Source organism: Streptosporangium sp. NPDC020072, assembly GCF_040631445.1.
In the GTDB taxonomy this organism is placed as follows: Bacteria; Actinomycetota; Actinomycetes; order Streptosporangiales; family Streptosporangiaceae; genus Streptosporangium.
On the sequence record NZ_JBEYAB010000018.1, the window covers coordinates 1 to 14,848 of the forward strand.

The 14,848-nt window shown below is 71.6% G+C and carries 13 protein-coding genes; 9 read left to right on the top strand and 4 right to left on the bottom strand.

Going from position 1 to position 14,848, the window contains the following annotated elements:
• Positions 1–87 precede the first annotated feature (87 nt).
• A complete protein-coding gene (locus tag ABZ470_RS35185) occupies positions 88–507 on the bottom strand; it encodes a hypothetical protein (protein ID WP_362916869.1) in 420 nt (139 codons plus the stop codon).
• A 261-nt stretch (positions 508–768) separates the two neighbouring features.
• Between ABZ470_RS35185 and ABZ470_RS35190 the strand changes: the two genes are divergently transcribed.
• Entirely contained in the window at positions 769–1,386 is a 618-nt protein-coding gene (locus ABZ470_RS35190) for a methyltransferase domain-containing protein (protein ID WP_352012561.1), read from the top strand.
• A gap of 15 nt (positions 1,387–1,401) precedes the next feature.
• Here ABZ470_RS35190 and ABZ470_RS35195 read toward each other — a convergent pair whose 3' ends face one another.
• The gene (locus tag ABZ470_RS35195; RefSeq protein ID WP_352012562.1) at positions 1,402–2,088 is read right to left on the bottom strand and encodes a gamma-glutamyl-gamma-aminobutyrate hydrolase family protein; all 687 of its coding nucleotides are present in this window, start codon (positions 2,086–2,088) and stop codon (positions 1,402–1,404) included.
• A 469-nt stretch (positions 2,089–2,557) separates the two neighbouring features.
• On the opposite strand from ABZ470_RS35195, the gene ABZ470_RS35200 reads away from it, so the two are divergent.
• Positions 2,558–3,700 (top strand): globin domain-containing protein, encoded by a 1,143-nt coding sequence (locus tag ABZ470_RS35200; protein ID WP_362916871.1) that lies wholly within the window; start codon positions 2,558–2,560, stop codon positions 3,698–3,700.
• Between the two features lie 67 nt (positions 3,701–3,767).
• Complete coding sequence (locus ABZ470_RS35205; protein WP_362916873.1) at positions 3,768–4,085, top strand: molybdopterin synthase sulfur carrier subunit; 318 nt, start codon at positions 3,768–3,770, stop codon at positions 4,083–4,085.
• Positions 4,086–4,107: 22 nt separating this feature from the next.
• On the opposite strand, the gene ABZ470_RS35210 is transcribed toward ABZ470_RS35205, so the two are convergent.
• The gene (locus tag ABZ470_RS35210; RefSeq protein ID WP_362916875.1) at positions 4,108–4,518 is read right to left on the bottom strand and encodes a nuclear transport factor 2 family protein; all 411 of its coding nucleotides are present in this window, start codon (positions 4,516–4,518) and stop codon (positions 4,108–4,110) included.
• Between the two features lie 119 nt (positions 4,519–4,637).
• Here ABZ470_RS35210 and ABZ470_RS35215 point away from each other — a divergent pair, with 119 nt between their 5' ends.
• The 6 genes from ABZ470_RS35215 (at position 4,638) to ABZ470_RS35240 (ending at position 12,456) form a co-directional block, all read left to right on the top strand.
• Positions 4,638–5,216 (top strand): helix-turn-helix domain-containing protein, encoded by a 579-nt coding sequence (locus ABZ470_RS35215; RefSeq protein WP_362916877.1) that lies wholly within the window; start codon positions 4,638–4,640, stop codon positions 5,214–5,216.
• Between the two features lie 164 nt (positions 5,217–5,380).
• Positions 5,381–6,397 (top strand): alpha/beta fold hydrolase, encoded by a 1,017-nt coding sequence (locus tag ABZ470_RS35220; RefSeq protein WP_362916879.1) that lies wholly within the window; start codon positions 5,381–5,383, stop codon positions 6,395–6,397.
• Between the two features lie 122 nt (positions 6,398–6,519).
• On the top strand, positions 6,520–9,369 hold the full coding sequence (locus ABZ470_RS35225; RefSeq protein ID WP_362916881.1) for a BTAD domain-containing putative transcriptional regulator: 2,850 nt from the start codon (positions 6,520–6,522) through the stop codon (positions 9,367–9,369).
• A gap of 270 nt (positions 9,370–9,639) precedes the next feature.
• Positions 9,640–10,005 (top strand): DUF488 family protein, encoded by a 366-nt coding sequence (locus ABZ470_RS35230; protein ID WP_362916883.1) that lies wholly within the window; start codon positions 9,640–9,642, stop codon positions 10,003–10,005.
• A gap of 119 nt (positions 10,006–10,124) precedes the next feature.
• The gene (locus ABZ470_RS35235) at positions 10,125–11,573 is read left to right on the top strand and encodes a choice-of-anchor A family protein (protein WP_362916885.1); all 1,449 of its coding nucleotides are present in this window, start codon (positions 10,125–10,127) and stop codon (positions 11,571–11,573) included.
• Positions 11,574–11,712: 139 nt separating this feature from the next.
• Positions 11,713–12,456 carry a L,D-transpeptidase family protein gene (locus ABZ470_RS35240; RefSeq protein WP_362916887.1) on the top strand — a complete coding sequence of 248 codons (744 nt, stop codon included), beginning with the start codon at positions 11,713–11,715 and terminating at the stop codon, positions 12,454–12,456.
• Here the strand turns inward: ABZ470_RS35240 and ABZ470_RS35245 are convergent.
• Positions 12,434–14,710 carry an FdhF/YdeP family oxidoreductase gene (locus ABZ470_RS35245; RefSeq protein ID WP_362916889.1) on the bottom strand — a complete coding sequence of 759 codons (2,277 nt, stop codon included), beginning with the start codon at positions 14,708–14,710 and terminating at the stop codon, positions 12,434–12,436. The genes ABZ470_RS35240 and ABZ470_RS35245 overlap by 23 nt on opposite strands.
• Positions 14,711–14,848: the final 138 nt, after the last annotated feature.

Below are 14,848 nucleotides of genomic sequence, written 5' to 3' on the forward strand. Positions count from 1 at the left end.
GAGACGGATCCGTCTCGTGCGTCCCGGGCCTTCCGAGGTTCCGGGGGTCGGGCGAGGCGCGGGCCGGGAGACCGCCCGCGCCGCGCCTCAGCGGCCGCGGACCGCGGCGCGGGGCGACCAGACCCAGACGAGCAGGGCCACGGTCAGCCCGAACAGGGTGAGCCCGCTGGGCACGTGTGTGCCGAGCAGGTTCCAGGTGAAGTGCTGCCCCATGCCGATCAGGAGCAGGCCAGCGCTGGCCGCCGCGGGCCATCCCGCGCCTCGGCCCGGCCGCCAGAACAGCACGGCCGCGACGGTCTGCAGCAGTGCGATCAGGTGCACCACCATCCCGACCATGACGTGGGTCTCGGCCAGATCGGCTCCGCCCTGTACGGCCTGGCCCGCGAAGGAGGCCGCGACGATCAGACCGACGGCCTGCGCGATCACCAGAACGCGCAGGCCGTACAGCAGGCCCGCGGAGACGGAGCGCTCCGGTGCCGAGAGCGGCCGGGTGATGCCCTCCTGCATGAGATGTGTCCTTCCTGCAATGACTGTTCAGGGACACATCGTGGCCGCGCGGATCCGCCGGGTCGTCAGCCTCCAGGGGTACCCGCCGATCCGCCGCGTGGCGGATTCGCCGTGCTCCGGGGACGGCGCCGGGACGGAACCCGTTCGCGGCGCCCGCGCCTCTCCTCCTGAGGTAGGTCGGCCCTCTCCTCCTCATGGCGGAAGGAAAATCAATCGGATTACGGGGCCATTCCGCCCGCTTCAGCCTCTACCCTTCACAGCATGACCAAAGACACCACGCTCTTTCTGGGGCAGTGGCTACGCTCCCCGGGAACCGTTGGGGCGGTGGCGCCGAGCTCACGGCGGCTGGCCGAGACGGTGACCACCCCGGTCCCCCAGCGGGGCGATCCCGTGATCGTCGAGCTGGGCCCGGGGACGGGGGCGTTCACCGCGGAGATCCAGCGGCGGCTGAACGGCAGGGGGCACCACCTGGCCGTGGAGATCAATCCCGCGCTGGCCTCGTTCCTGTCGGAGCGGCACCCGAAGGTGGACGTGGTGGTCGGCGACGCGGCGCGGCTGCCCGAGATGCTGCGTGAGCGCGGTCTTGAGAAGGCCGACGCCGTCATCAGCGGCCTGCCCTGGGCGGCCTTCTCCGCCGACACCCAGACGCGCCTGCTGGACGCCGTCGTGGCCACCATGAGCCCGCACACGGCCTTCACGACCTTCGCCTACAGCTTCGCCAAGCGCATGCGGCCCGCGCAGCGCTTCCGGCGCCGTCTGCACGAGACCTTCGAGGAGGTCGTCGTCGGCAGGACCGTCTGGGGCAACCTTCCCCCCGCCTTCGTCTACCACGTGCGCAGGCCCCGGACCCTCGACACCGCAGGCGCCTGCGACCTGTGACACCTCGGGGGCACCTCAGCGCGCCGCCTGGACCAGCGCCTCGAACAGCCGGTTGTCGCCGGCGCGCTCCGGATGCCACTGGACGCCGACGCAGAAGGGGTGCCCCTGAAGCTCGACCCCCTCGACGATCTGGTCGTCGGCCCACGCGACGGCGAGCAGCCCCTCACCCAGCCTCTTGACGGCCTGGTGGTGCGGCGCGGTCACCTCCGCGTGGTCGCCGACCGCCTTGCCCAGGCCGCTTGAGACGCTGATCTGGATCAGGTGCTCCCGGCCCGCGGCGGAGTGACGGTCGTGACCGACCTCGTCGGAGAGCCACGGGATCAGCGAGCCGCCCTGGGCGACGTTGAGGACGTGCATGCCCCTGGCCACGGCCAGCAACGGCAGACCCTCCCGTACGGCGGCGCGGGCGAGGGCGAGCTCGAACCGGTCGCGGTGGGGCTGGGGCGCGCCCGCGCGGCCCTCGGGGGACGCGCCGTACAGGGAGGGGTCGAGCGCGCCACCGCCCGCGAGGACCAGCCCGGACAGACGCCGCACGTGGTCGCCGGCCGCGGCCGGGTTCGTCGGCGGGACCAGTACGGCGATCCCGCCCGCCTTCTCGATCGCGCGCACGTAGGAGGGGGGCGACAGGACGGCCTCGCGGACCCAGTCGCCCCAGCGGGCGGCCTCAAGGTAAGCGGTGACACCGATCAGGGGTCGGGGCATGTGGAACTCCAAGGGGGCCATGCGACGGCGGCGTCCCCGTTCCGGGCGGCACCCGTCCCGTCTTCAGCAACTTCCCTATCATGGCGCACCCTATTTCGGTTATGTCACGCTTTTGAAGGTCTCAGTGTCGTCTCACCGCGCCGTCGCCACGCAGGGACGGGACGAGCCGCACCAGGCGACACGGCAAACACCCACACAAGGGATAAATAACAAAGTTCGGATAAATACGATTTGTGACCACCCAGGTCACTCCTATAGCACGATCGCCAAAAATAGTCTCGCAATTACAGATAGTTTGAATTCCCGCCATATTGCTGAGAACACGTTGTGAGCCTCACATGGTGATGGAAGACTCAAATGCGAGCGCTCTGGTGCGCCGGGGCCGCAGGACGCTCATCACCCGGATTCGTCAGGAGGTAGGTCTGCGTGATCGGACATTCGATCCGGTCAATTAGGGTGGGTTCCGTCCATGTCCTTGAATCCGCGTCTCGTGAAGGAAAGCTTCGCCGTCATCGAACCCGTCGCGGACAAGGCCGCCGCGTATTTCTACGGCCGTCTGTTCGCGGAGAACCCGCACATGCGGGCCATGTTCCCCCCGGCGATGGACACCCAGCGCGACCGCCTGTTCGGCGCGCTGACCAGGATCGTGTGGAGCCTCGACAGCCTCGACGGCCTGTCGTCGTTCCTCGGCGAGCTCGGCCGGGGCCACCGCAGGTACGGCGTGCTCCCCGAGCACTACACCACGCTCGGCAACGCCCTGCTGGCCACGGTGCGGCGCTTCGCCGCCGAGGTGTGGAGCCCCGAGATGGAGGCCGCGTGGCTGGCCGCCTACACCGCCGCCGCCGACATCATGATCACCTCCGCCGAGGAGGACGCCCGGACCTCGCCCGCCTGGTGGACCGCCGAGGTGATCGGTCACGAACTGCGCGCCCCGGACATCGCGGTGATAACCCTGCGGCCCGGCGAGCCGCTGCCGTACCTGCCGGGCCAGCACGTCGACGTGCAGACCGCGCGCTGGCCGCGGGTGTGGCGCCCGTTCTCCATCGCCAACGCGCCCAGGCGGGACAACACCGTCCGCCTGCACGTCAGGGCCGTCCCCGGCGGCTGGGTCTCCTCCGCCCTTGTCGGGCACACCCGGATCGGGGACACGGTGACGCTCGGCGCGCCGGGCGGCACGATGACGCCGCCCGAGCGCGGACGTGACATCCTGTGCGTCGCCGGGGGCACCGGCCTGGCCCCGCTGAAGGCCATCGTGGAGCACGTGATCACCTCGGACCCCACCCCGCCCCGCGTCCGCCTGCTGTACGGCGCCCGCACCTCGCGCGAGCTCTACGACCTGCCCGACCTGATGAGGATGCGCTCACGCGTGCCCAGGCTCGAAGTGGTGCCCGTGGTCTCCGACGAGCCCCGCTACGGCGGTGAACGGGGGCGGCTGCCCGAGGTCGTCGACCGCCTGCGGCCGTGGGCCGGGCACGAGGTCTACGTCTGCGGACCCGACGACATGGTCGAGGAGACGATCCTCAGGCTCCAGCGCGGTGGGGTCCCGCCCGCGGACATCCACCGGGACCGTCCCCAGGAGGGACGGCGCCGGGGTGCCCACTGCCATACCTGACCGGCTGAGCGCGGGACGCGGCGTCCCGCGCCGTGACAGCATGAGGCCGCATCGGAAAGGAAGAACGTTGACCAGGTCCGCCACACTCGTCACCTTCGTGTTCCCCTCAGCCCTGGGGCGCTGGGCGGGCGACATGGTCGAGCTTCGCGTCTTCGCGGTCGCCGACCGCGACGGCGGCCGCCCCACCCTGGGGGCCGCCCTCGACACGCTCTGCCGTACCCATCCGTCGCTTGAGCGCAGGCTCCGCGACGACCACGGGCGGATGCGCCGTCACATCAGCGTGTTCGTCTGCGGCGAGAACGCCAGGGGGCTCGGCGGGCTCGCCTGCGCCCTCCCCCCGGCCGCCGAGGTCCACCTGCTCCCCGTCCTGCCTCGGGCGCACTGAGCGCGCCCTTCCCCGCGCGGGGTCAGCCCGCTCCGAGGGCCCGCGCGATGCCCGCGGTGTCCTGATACTCCCGCCAGAACGCCACCCGGCCGTCGCGCGCCCCGAGAACCCCCACGAAGGGAAGACTCGCGCGGCGCCCGGTACGGGTGGCGACCCCGGTGAGCTCGTACTCGACGACGATGACCTCGGGGTCGGCGGTCTCGTGGACGGCCAGCAGACGGAAGCCGTCGAGCCGCGCGGGCAGGGCCGCCCTGCGAGGGGTGACGAAGGCCAGCACCTCCTCACGCCCCTGGACGCGCCCCGGGGTGCCGGGCGGCGCGAAGGGCATCTCCAGCACGACGTCGTCCGCCAGGAGGTCCCCCTCCGCTTCCCCCTCCGCGAGGCCGAACCAGTGTGCCCGCATGCGCTCGAACAGCTCGTGGGGACCGGACATGACGGTTCTCCCTCCGTTACGGCGGATAAGATGAGTCTCTACTCACTTTCAATATGGTGAGTCGAGACTCACTTTGTCAACGCCGGAGACGCCGGAGACGCCGGAGGGACACCGACCCGATGAACACGCCGAAACCACCGGGGGACGCCAGGGGGCTGCGCGCCGACGCCCGCCGCAACCGGGCCAGGATCCTGGCCGCCGCCGAGCAGGTCTTCGCCGAGAAGGGGCCCTCGGCCTCGACCGAGGAGGTCGCCGCCCGTGCCGGGGTCGCGGTCGGCACGGTCTTCAAGCACTTCCCCGCCAAACGTGACCTGCTCGCGGCCATCATGAAGGACCTGTTGTCACGGCTCTCGGCGGAGGCCGGGGAACTCGCCGAGCGCGCCGACCCCGCGACGGCGCTGTTCTCCTTCGTCACGGGGATCGTCGAGCAGGCCGCGGGCAAGAGGACGGTCGTCGCCCTCCTGGCCGAGTCCGGGACCGCCGTCGGGATCGCCGACTCGGTGCGGCTCCTCGGCGAGGAGGTCGGCAGGCTCCTCACCGGCGCGCAGCGGGCCGGGGCGGTGCGCGCCGACGCCCGCCCGGACGAGGTGCTCGCCCTGCTCACCGCCCTCTGCCAGGGCGCGCTGCACGCGGGCTGGGACGCCGACCTGCGGCGCCGTACCCTCGCCGTCGTCTTCGACGGGCTCCGCCCCAGGTGACCCCGGACCGCGCCGTGGGCTTGTGGCGCGGTGGGCGCGGGGGCGGGTACGGCGGGAGGAAAGGGCAGGTCAGATCCCTGCCTACCTCCTGATTGTCCGAAGTGTCCCGGTTACCATGAGGGGGTTGGGACGGCCGGGACCGGTGGTCGGCGAGGGAGGCCACGATGGACTACGACGTGTTCGAACTCGGGGACGTGCGGCTGCAGAACGGCGCGACGCTACCCGGCGCGAAGCTCGCCTACAAGACCTACGGCGAGCTCGACGCCGACAAGGGCAACGCGATCGTCTACCCCACGTGGTACTCGGGCCAGCACTACGACAACGAGTGGCTGATCGGCGAGGGCATGGCCCTGGACCCGTCGAGATACTTCATCATCATCCCGAACATGTTCGGCAACGGCCTGTCGTCGTCGCCGAGCAACACCCCGCCGCCGCACGACAGGGCGCGCTTCCCCGACGTGACGATGTACGACAACGTCGAGGCGCAGTACCGCCTGGTCACCGAGGTGTTCGGCATCGAGCGTCTCGCGCTGGTCACCGGCTGGTCGATGGGAGCGGGCCAGACCTACCAGTGGGCGGTCAGCCATCCCGAGATGGTGCGGCGCATCCTGCCCTTCTGCGGCTCGGCCAGGACCAGCCTGCACAACATCGTCTTCCTTGAGGGGGTCAAGGCCGCGCTCACCGCCGACTCCGCCTGGAAGCACGGCTGGTACACCGAGGAGCCCTGGACCGGCCTGCGGGCGCTGGCGCGGGTCTACGCGGGCTGGGGCTTCTCCCAGCAGTTCTACCGGGAGAGGACCTACGAGCGGGACCCGTTCGACTACGGCTCGCTTGAGGACTTCCTCGTCGGCTTCTGGGAGGGGCTGTTCGTCAAACGCGACGCGAACAACCTGCTCACGATGCTGTGGACCTGGCAGAACGCCGACATCGGCAAGACCCCCGGGGCCGGCGGCACCGAGCAGGCGCTGTCCTCGATCAGGATGCCCGCGATCATCATGCCCGGCCGGCAGGACCTCTACTTCCCGCCGGAGGACAACGAGTGGGAGGTCTCCCACATGCCCTCGGCCGAACTGCGGGTGATCCCGGGCTCGTGGGGGCACTTCGCGGGTGGCGGCCTCAACCCGGTGGACACCGCCTTCATCGACGACGCGCTCAAGGAACTGCTCGCCCGGGACGCCTGAGCCGCCCGCCTCCGCCGTACGAGGAGGCATGTGGGGCCGAGCGGCGGTAGCGTGTGGCGCGCCGCCTCCGCCGTCCCAGGACCGGACGGCGGGCTCGTCGGTTCCGCGTCACAGGTGATGGTGTGAGATTTCGTGTACTCGGCCCGCTGACCGTAATCTCCCAGGGCCGGGAGGTGCCGGTCGGCGGCAACAAACTGCGTGTCGTGCTGGCCGGTCTGCTGCTGCGCCCCGGTGAGACCGTCCCGGTCTCCCGGCTTGTCTCCTGGCTGTGGGAGGAGGAGGCGGACGACCCCGCCAGGGCCCGGGCGACCGTGCACAGCTACGTCAACCGGCTGCGGCGGCAACTGGAACCCGGTGAGGTCATCCGTACCCTTCCCGACGGTTACCGGGCCGAGGTCGACGCCGGGTCGCTGGACCTGCTGCGGCTGCGCTCCCTGGCGGAGAGCGGGCGGCGGTCCGCCGCCGCGGGCGACCTGGCCGCGGCCTCGCGGGCGTTGTCCGAGGCGGCGGGGCTGTGGCGGGGCCCGGCGCTGTCCAACGTGGACTCGGCCGTGCTCCACGACCAGGAGGTCGGGCCGCTCACCGAGGAGTGGCTGCGCCTGCAGGAGGAACGCCTGGAGATCGGGCTGCGCACCGGCGGGCACGCCGAGCTGGTCACCACGCTGCGCGAGCTGACCCGTGCCCACCCGCTGCGGGAGCCGTTCTGGGAGTTGCTGATGCTCGCGCTGCACCGCTGCGGGCGTCACGCGGAGGCGATCCAGGCCTACCACTCACTGCGTGAGCTGCTGGCCGAGGAGCTCGGTGTCGATCCCGCCCCCTCGCTGCGCGCCGCCTACCAGGCGATCCTGACCGGTGAGTCGCCCGACCGGTCTCCGCGGGCGCCCGCCGCCGCGCCGCGTGAGGAGGCCCCCGTTCCCGTCCCCCGGCAGCTGCGGCCCGACACGCCGGGTTTCGCCGGCCGCAGGACCGAGCTGGCCGCGCTCGACCTGCTGCTCGGGAAGGACGTTCCCACGACGGGGCCGAGAATCGTCTCCCTCCAGGGGACCGCGGGGTCCGGCAAGACGGCGCTGGCCGTCCACTGGGCGCACCGGATCTCCGACCGTTTCCCCGACGGGCAGCTCTACCTCGACCTGCACGGCTACGGCCCCGAACCGCCCGTCGACCCTGCCAAGGCCCTGGAGACGCTGCTCCGGGCCCTCGGCACCCCGGCGGGCCGGATTCCCGCCGGTCTCGACGAGCGCTCCGCCCTGTTCAGGACGCTGCTGAGCGGCAGGCGGACGCTGCTGATGCTCGACAACGCGGGCAGCAGCGAGCAGGTCCGCCCGCTGATCCCCGGTTCCGGCGGGGTGGTCGTCGTCACCAGCCGCAACCAGTTGCGCGGCCTCGTCGTCGAGTACGGCGCGCGGCGCGTCGTACTCGACCAGATGTCCGAGCGGGAGGCGACGGAACTGCTGGCCGGGGTCCTCGGCCGGGACCGGGTCGCCGCCGCGCCGGAGGCGGTCGCGGAGGCCGTCGAACGGTGCGCCCGTCTCCCGCTGGCGCTGCGCATCTTCGCCGAGCGCGCGGCGCGTTTCCCCGCCGTGCCGCTCGGCAGGCTCGTCGCCGACCTGCGGGACGAGGCGACCCGGCTGTCGGCGCTCGACGCCGGGGACGGCGGGCACACCGACCTGCGCACGGTCTTCTCGTGGACCTACGGCGCCCTTGAGGAGGACGCGGCACGGCTGTTCCGGCTCCTCGGCCTGCACCCCGGACCCGAGGTGAGCGCCGGGGCCGCGGCCGCGCTGATGGGCGCGGGCCTCGCGGAGGTCACCCCGCTGCTCGACCGGCTCACCGCCGACCATCTGCTCAGGTCCCGTTTCCCCGGCCGGTACGACTTCCACGACCTGCTGCGCGACTACGCCGCCGAACGGGCCGGGGAGGGAGAGGATCGGCGGGAGCGGGAGGCCGCGCTCGGCCGGGTGCTCGACTGGTACCTGCACGCGGCCCGCGCCGCCGCCGAACACCTGCCGCCGACCGTGTGGGACTCGGGACACGGGCCGGTTCCGCCCGGGCTCAGCCTGCCGAGCTTCGGCGGTCCCGAGGAGGCGGTCGACTGGTACGAGGAGGAACTGCCCAACCTGATGGCCGCCGCCCGGCGCGCGGCGTCGCTCGACCGGCACGAGGCCGCCTGGCGGATTCCCCGGCTGCTGGCCTCCTTCCTCGACCTGCACGTGCCCGGAGAGGCCTGGGCCACCGTCTTCCGCGTCGCGGCCGAGGCGAGCGGACGGGCGGGTGAGCCGTACGAGGAGGGGTTCGCCCTCAACCACCTGGCCTGGGTCAGCGCGCTGCTCGGCAGGCCGGAGGAGGCCGTCGCGCACTACGAGGAGGCACTGGCGGTGGCCCGACGGATCGGGGAGCCGGGGCTTGAGGGGGACGTCCTGGTCAACATGGGCGCCACCTACTTCAGGCTCGGCAGGTTCGCCGACTCGGCGTCGTGCTACGGCCGGGCGCTGGAGATCGCCAGGCTGAGCGGTGACCGGCGTCTTGAGGCCGAGGCGCTCAACGACCTGGCCAGGAACGACAACGAACTCGGCCGCCATCACGAGGCGCTGGCAGGCGCGCGGGCGGCGCTCGACGGCTACACCGAGCTCGGTGACCGTTATCGCGTGGGTGAGGCGTTGCGCGTGCTGGGCACGGCCAACGCCGGGCTCGGCCGGCACGAGGAGGCCTGCGTCCTGCTGTCGCAGGCGCTGCGGGTGATGCGGGAGTTCGACGACCGTCTGGACGAGGCCGAGATCCTGGACCTGCTCGGCGAGGTCCTGCGCGACTGCGGCGACCACGAGGCGGCGCGGGCGCACTGGCGGGAGGCCGCGGAGATCTTCGCCGAGCTCGACGACGACCGGGCGGCGGCCGTACGGCTGCGCCTGGCCGAGGCTGAGAACCGGGGAGGGGCGCACACCCCCGTCCACCCCTCCCCGGCCCGGATCAGGTGATGCGAACGCCACGGGTGATGCGGACGCCGTCGTCCCGCACCGCGTCCCCGTGGCCGGCGCCCCCGCGCCCGGCGAACGTCCGCGCCGGGTCCGACGGTCCCCGCGTGACGGCACACATGGTCATGTCCATTCGTCCTCGTCTTTCTTGTCTCGGTGAGGCGTTTCGGTGAGGCGAGGACGAATCTAGGAACCTCCTCTGGCAGATCCCTCACAAAATCCTCATAACCTCTCGTACGGCTTCACGGCACCGTCGACGGGTAGGTCCGGAGGATGGGGAGTATCACGATCAGCAGGGCGTACGATCCCGAACCCACCACGGGGGCGGTCTTCCTCGTGGACGGGATGTGGCCGAGGGGCGTGCGCAAGGAGGACCTCAGGCTCGACGGCTGGACACGCGACGTCGCGCCCTCGCCGGAGCTGAGGACATGGTTCGGGCATCGCCCCGAGCGGTTCGCCGAGTTCCGTGACCGCTACCTGCGGGAGCTCGAGGCCAACCCGGAGGCCGTACGGCCGTTGCTCGACGCCGCCAGGAAGGGGCCGGTCACCCTGCTGTACTCGGCACGGGACACCGAGCACAACAACGCCGTGGTCCTGCGGGACCACCTGCGGCACCTGCTCGCCACGGTCCCGCACTGATCTTCGCCTTGCTTTTCCCCGTAGATCGCAAACAGTGACCAACCAGGGGGCTTCCATCACGGAAATGATCATGTTCCCGCTCAGGATGAGGAGGACTCGTTCGGAAAAAGGAATCGATCATGCTCCAAAAGATGCGACGGCCCGGAAAATACCGGGTTTTCAGCCGCCCTTCGCTGCTGACGGGAGGTGCCGGGGTCCTCGCCGTCGTGGTGGGAGGCGTCATCGCCCTTCCCGCCGTCATGGCCGCGACACTGCCCTTCGGCCTGGGCCCCTGCGTACCGGGCAGCTGCCCCTCCCCCTTCCCTCCGGTGAACAACAGGCCTTTCGCGGGCCGTGACAACGCCATCAACACCTTCGTCGGCGGCGACTTCCTGGTCCGGGGCTTCGCGGCCGAGGCCGAGGGCCGGGCGGTCGTGCTGGGCGACTTCGACCAGAACAAGGACGCCGCCGCCTCCCCCGCCTACAACGTGGGCATCGCGGGGGTCGGCTCACGGGTGCCGCCTCCCGAGGGGGCCGACTTCCTGACCACCGGCGGATCGGTCACCGTCGCTCCGGGCCAGCGCCTCCTGGCCGAAGGCGGGGTGGTACGGCACGCGGGTCCCCTGACGGGCACGGTCACCGGAACCCTCGTCGAGGACCCGGACGCGGCGACCCCCTATCTGGACCTGGTGCCCGCGCTGCAGCAGGCCAGCCGGTGCTACGCCGACTCGACCGGCAACCCTCCGAGCACGCCGACGGGGACCGCGGTGAACCAGGGCGCCCAGACCCTGTTCACCGGTGACGGCACCTCCGCGCTCCAGGTCTTCAACGTCGACTTCGACCTGACCGGCCCCGGGGGCTCCACGCAGGGCATCGTGTTCGAGGGCATCCCCGCGAACGCGACCGTCCTGATCAACATGCTGGGCACCAGCCGTACGATCAACACCTTCAGCGGCGACATCGCCGACGCCGACCCGTGGAACGCGCTGCGTGAGCGGTCGCTGTGGAACTTCCCCGACGCGACCACGGTGAACCTGCAGGGCGGCGGCAACTTCCAGGGCAGCGTCCTGGTGGCCGACCCGGCCAGCACCACGACGCTGAGCATGCCGGGCTTCAACGGGCGGCTGTTCGTCAACGGCTCTCTCACGCACACGGGGAACGGCGGATACGAGATCCACGCCTACCCCTTCAACGGGGACCTTCCCGACTGCGGGGCACCGACGCCCACACCAACCCCGACACCCACACCAACCCCGACACCCACACCCACACCCACACCCACACCCACACCCACACCCACACCCACACCCACACCAACCCCGACTCCCACACCCACACCCACACCAACCCCGACTCCCACACCAACCCCGACACCCAGTCCCACCCGGACCCCGCGTCCACCCAAGCCTCCGGTGGAGGGCGGAACGGGAGGGCAGGCCGGGAAGGTGTGGACCCACAGCCGGCACCACCTCGACGGCGGCCGTCACTGGTTCGGCTGCCACCGGCCGGGGTGCCACGGCCGGGGTCCCGGGGCGATCCATGAGAAGCGTCCGCTCCTTCGCATGATGACCTCCCGCTTCCTGTCGTAGAGGTCCACGGGCCCGGCGGGCGTTCCCCGCCGGGCCACGTCCCTCCCGGCACGAACACCACTGGAAAGCCCGTCAACTCCATGCCGTTGCGGGAAGATCACCGGGAACATCCGCTCCCGGCAACGGACAGGCGTGAACCATGCGTACCGTCGGCCGCTGTCTTCTGGTCGTGCTCACCGCTCTCACCCCGGCCGCGCTCGTGTCCACGGGGCCCGCCCACGCGGACGCCACGCCTCCTTCGGCGGCCGGGCAGCCACCGCAGACCCTGCGCTTCGGCGTCCGGCTGCAGGAGGTCCGCCAGGTGAAGAGGCGCCTGCGCGAGCTGGGGTTCGCCCCCGGCGCTCCCGGCCCCGAGTACGACTCCGCCCTGCGCATGGCCGTGTGGGCCTTCCAGAAGGCCAACGGGCTGCCCGCCCTCGACCGGGTGGACACGGCCACCCGGCGGGCGATGGCCAGGCCCGCGCGGATCAGGCCGCTGGTGCCCGGGGGAAGCCCCTCACGGGTCGAGATCGACCTGACCCGCCAGCTGCTCACGATGTGGCGGGACGGCAAGGCCGTACTCGTCAGCCATGTCTCGACCGGCGCGCGCAAGTCCTACTGCGACCGGGGACACTGCGGGTTCGCCGACACGCCGCCCGGCGACTTCACGGTCGGCGAGCGGGTGCGCGGCTGGTCGACCGGCCCCCTGGGGGCGATGTACTACCCGGTCTACTTCAACGGCGGCATCGCCGTGCACGGCTCCACGCTCGTACCGCGCCGTCCCGCCTCCCACGGGTGCGTGCGGGTGCCGCTGCACAACGCCATACCGCTGTTTCGCATGCTCCGCCCCGGGGAGCCGGTCCACGTCCGCCGCCCGGTGCTCAGTTGGGCCGGACGAGCCTGACGACCACACTCTTCGAGGTCGGGGTGTTGGAGGTCTCCGCGACGGAGTCCAGCGGCACGAGCACGTTGGTCTCGGGGAAGTAGGCCGCGCAGCACCCCCGAGCGGTCGGATAGGCGATGACGCGGAACCGCTCCGCCCTGCGTTCGCCGTCCGGCCACTCGCTCACCAGGTCCACCGTCTCACCGTCCGCCAGGCCGCGTTCGGCCAGGTCGTCCGGGTTGACGAAGACGACCCTGCGCCCGCCGCTCACGCCCCGGTAGCGGTCGTCCATGCCGTAGATCGTGGTGTTGTACTGGTCGTGGCTGCGGACCGTCTGCAGCAGCAGCCGTCCCTCGGGGACCCGCAGCACCTCAAGCGGGTTGACGGTGAAGGTCGCCCGGCCCGTCGCCGTGGGGAAACGCCGCTCGTCGCGGGGCGCGTTGGGCAGCGCGAATCCGCCGGGAGCGCGGACCCGGGTGTTGAAGTCGCCGAAGCCGGGCACGACCCGCGCGATGCGCTCCCTGATCGCGTCGTAGTCGGCCTCGAACTCCTTCCAGGGCACATGCGGGTCGTCCTCGAAGAGCTCGCGGGCCAGGCCGCAGACGATCGCCACCTCGGGCAGCAGGTCCGGCGAGGCGGGCCTGAGCCTGCCCCGGGAGGCGTGGACCATGCCCATGGAGTCCTCGACCGTGACGAACCGGTCGTTGTCGCGTTCGGTACGGCCCAGCGTCGGCAGGATCAGCGCCCGCTCGCCGCAGACGGCGTGGGAGCGGTTCAGCTTGGTGGAGACCTGCACGGTCAGCCTGGCGCGGCGCAGCGCCGCCTCGGTCACCTCGGTGTCCGGCGTCGCGGCCACGAAGTTGCCGCCCATCGCGAAGAACACCTTCGCCGCGCCCGAGCGCAGCGCCCTGATCGCCTCGACGGTGTCCAGGCCGTGCTCGCGGGGCGGCTCGAAGCCGAACTCGTCACGGAGCGCGTCGAGGAAGGCCGCGGAGGGCTTCTCGTAGATGCCCATCGTCCGGTCGCCCTGGACGTTGGAGTGGCCCCTGACCGGGCAGACCCCCGCCCCGGGGCGGCCGACGTTGCCGCGCAGCAGCAGGAAGTTGACCACCTCCCTGATGGTGGCGACGGAGTTCCTGTGCTGGGTGAGACCCATCGCCCAGCAGACGATCACCGACTTCGCGCCGAGCACGTCGCGGGCGGTCTCCTCGACGGCCCCGCGGTCGAGCCCGGTCGCCTCCTCGACCTCCGCCCAGTCCAGGGCACGGGTGTCGGCCGCCCACTCCTCGAAGCCGTGGGTGTGCTCCTGGACGAAGGCGTGGTCGACCACGGTGCCGGGGGCGGCGTCCTCGGCCTCCAGCAGCAGCCGGGACAGCGCCTTGAACAGCGCCAGGTCGCCGTTGAGGCGGATCTGCAGGAACCGGTCGGCCAGTGTCGTGCCGCGCCCGGCCAGCCCCGAGGGGCGCTGCGGGTTCTTGAAGCGCAGCAGTCCCGCCTCGGGCAGCGGGTTGACCGCGACGATCCGCGCCCCGTTGCGCTTGGCCCGTTCCAGCGCCGACAGCATGCGCGGATGGTTGGTGCCGGGGTTCTGGCCGACCACGAAGACGAGGTCGGCGCGGTGCAGGTCCTCCAGTGAGACCGTGCCCTTGCCGATGCCCAGGGTCTGGGTGAGGGCCGAACCGCTCGACTCGTGGCACATGTTGGAGCAGTCGGGCAGGTTGTTGGTGCCGAAGCGCCGCACGAGGAGCTGGTAGACGAACGCCGCCTCGTTCGAGGTGCGGCCCGAGGTGTAGAAGACCGCCTCGTCGGGGCCGCCGAGCGCGCGCAGTTCCTCGGCGACGACGCCGAAGGCCCGCTCCCAGGTGATCGGTTCGTAGTGGTCGGCGCCCTCCGGCTTGTACATCGGCTCGGTGAGCCGCCCCTGCTGGCCCAGCCAGTAGTCGGTGTGGCGGGCCAGGTCGCCGATCGTGTGGGCGGTGAAGAAGTCACGGGTGACCCTGCGGGTCGTGGCCTCCTCGGCGACCGCCTTGGCGCCGTTCTCGCAGAACTCCGCCGGGCTGCGGTGCCCGCCCTCCGGCCAGGCGCAGCCGGGGCAGTCGAAGCCGTCCTTCTGGTTGACCCGGGCCAGGGTCAGGAACGTACGGCCCGCGCCCATCTGGGCGTAGGACGTCAGCAGCGACCGGGTCACCCCGGGGATGCCCGCCGCCCACTCCTTGGGCGGGCCGACCTCCAGCCCGTCCTCGTTGACGTCCTCTCGCGGAGCCTTCCTGACCATCCCGGACCTTCTTTCCTCACGTGCCGCCCAGCAGCTGGCGGACCTCGCTCTCGAAAGTCTCGCACGACTGTCCAGGAAACGGACAATCCAGACGTGATCAGGGACCCACTTCCGCCCCGGGCTCCGACTGGGAAGACT

What these genes read in the sequence shown, in the direction of transcription:
- ABZ470_RS35185 (WP_362916869.1), bottom strand. Translation starts at nt 507, where the DNA reads ATGCAGGAGGGCATCACCCGGCCGCTCTCGGCACCGGAGCGCTCCGTC.
- ABZ470_RS35190 (WP_352012561.1), top strand. Translation starts at nt 769, where the DNA reads ATGACCAAAGACACCACGCTCTTTCTGGGGCAGTGGCTACGCTCCCCG.
- ABZ470_RS35195 (WP_352012562.1), bottom strand. Translation starts at nt 2,088, where the DNA reads ATGCCCCGACCCCTGATCGGTGTCACCGCTTACCTTGAGGCCGCCCGC.
- ABZ470_RS35200 (WP_362916871.1), top strand. Translation starts at nt 2,558, where the DNA reads ATGTCCTTGAATCCGCGTCTCGTGAAGGAAAGCTTCGCCGTCATCGAA.
- ABZ470_RS35210 (WP_362916875.1), bottom strand. Translation starts at nt 4,518, where the DNA reads ATGTCCGGTCCCCACGAGCTGTTCGAGCGCATGCGGGCACACTGGTTC.
- ABZ470_RS35215 (WP_362916877.1), top strand. Translation starts at nt 4,638, where the DNA reads ATGAACACGCCGAAACCACCGGGGGACGCCAGGGGGCTGCGCGCCGAC.
- ABZ470_RS35220 (WP_362916879.1), top strand. Translation starts at nt 5,381, where the DNA reads ATGGACTACGACGTGTTCGAACTCGGGGACGTGCGGCTGCAGAACGGC.
- ABZ470_RS35230 (WP_362916883.1), top strand. Translation starts at nt 9,640, where the DNA reads ATGGGGAGTATCACGATCAGCAGGGCGTACGATCCCGAACCCACCACG.
- ABZ470_RS35235 (WP_362916885.1), top strand. Translation starts at nt 10,125, where the DNA reads ATGCTCCAAAAGATGCGACGGCCCGGAAAATACCGGGTTTTCAGCCGC.
- ABZ470_RS35240 (WP_362916887.1), top strand. Translation starts at nt 11,713, where the DNA reads ATGCGTACCGTCGGCCGCTGTCTTCTGGTCGTGCTCACCGCTCTCACC.
- ABZ470_RS35245 (WP_362916889.1), bottom strand. Translation starts at nt 14,710, where the DNA reads ATGGTCAGGAAGGCTCCGCGAGAGGACGTCAACGAGGACGGGCTGGAG.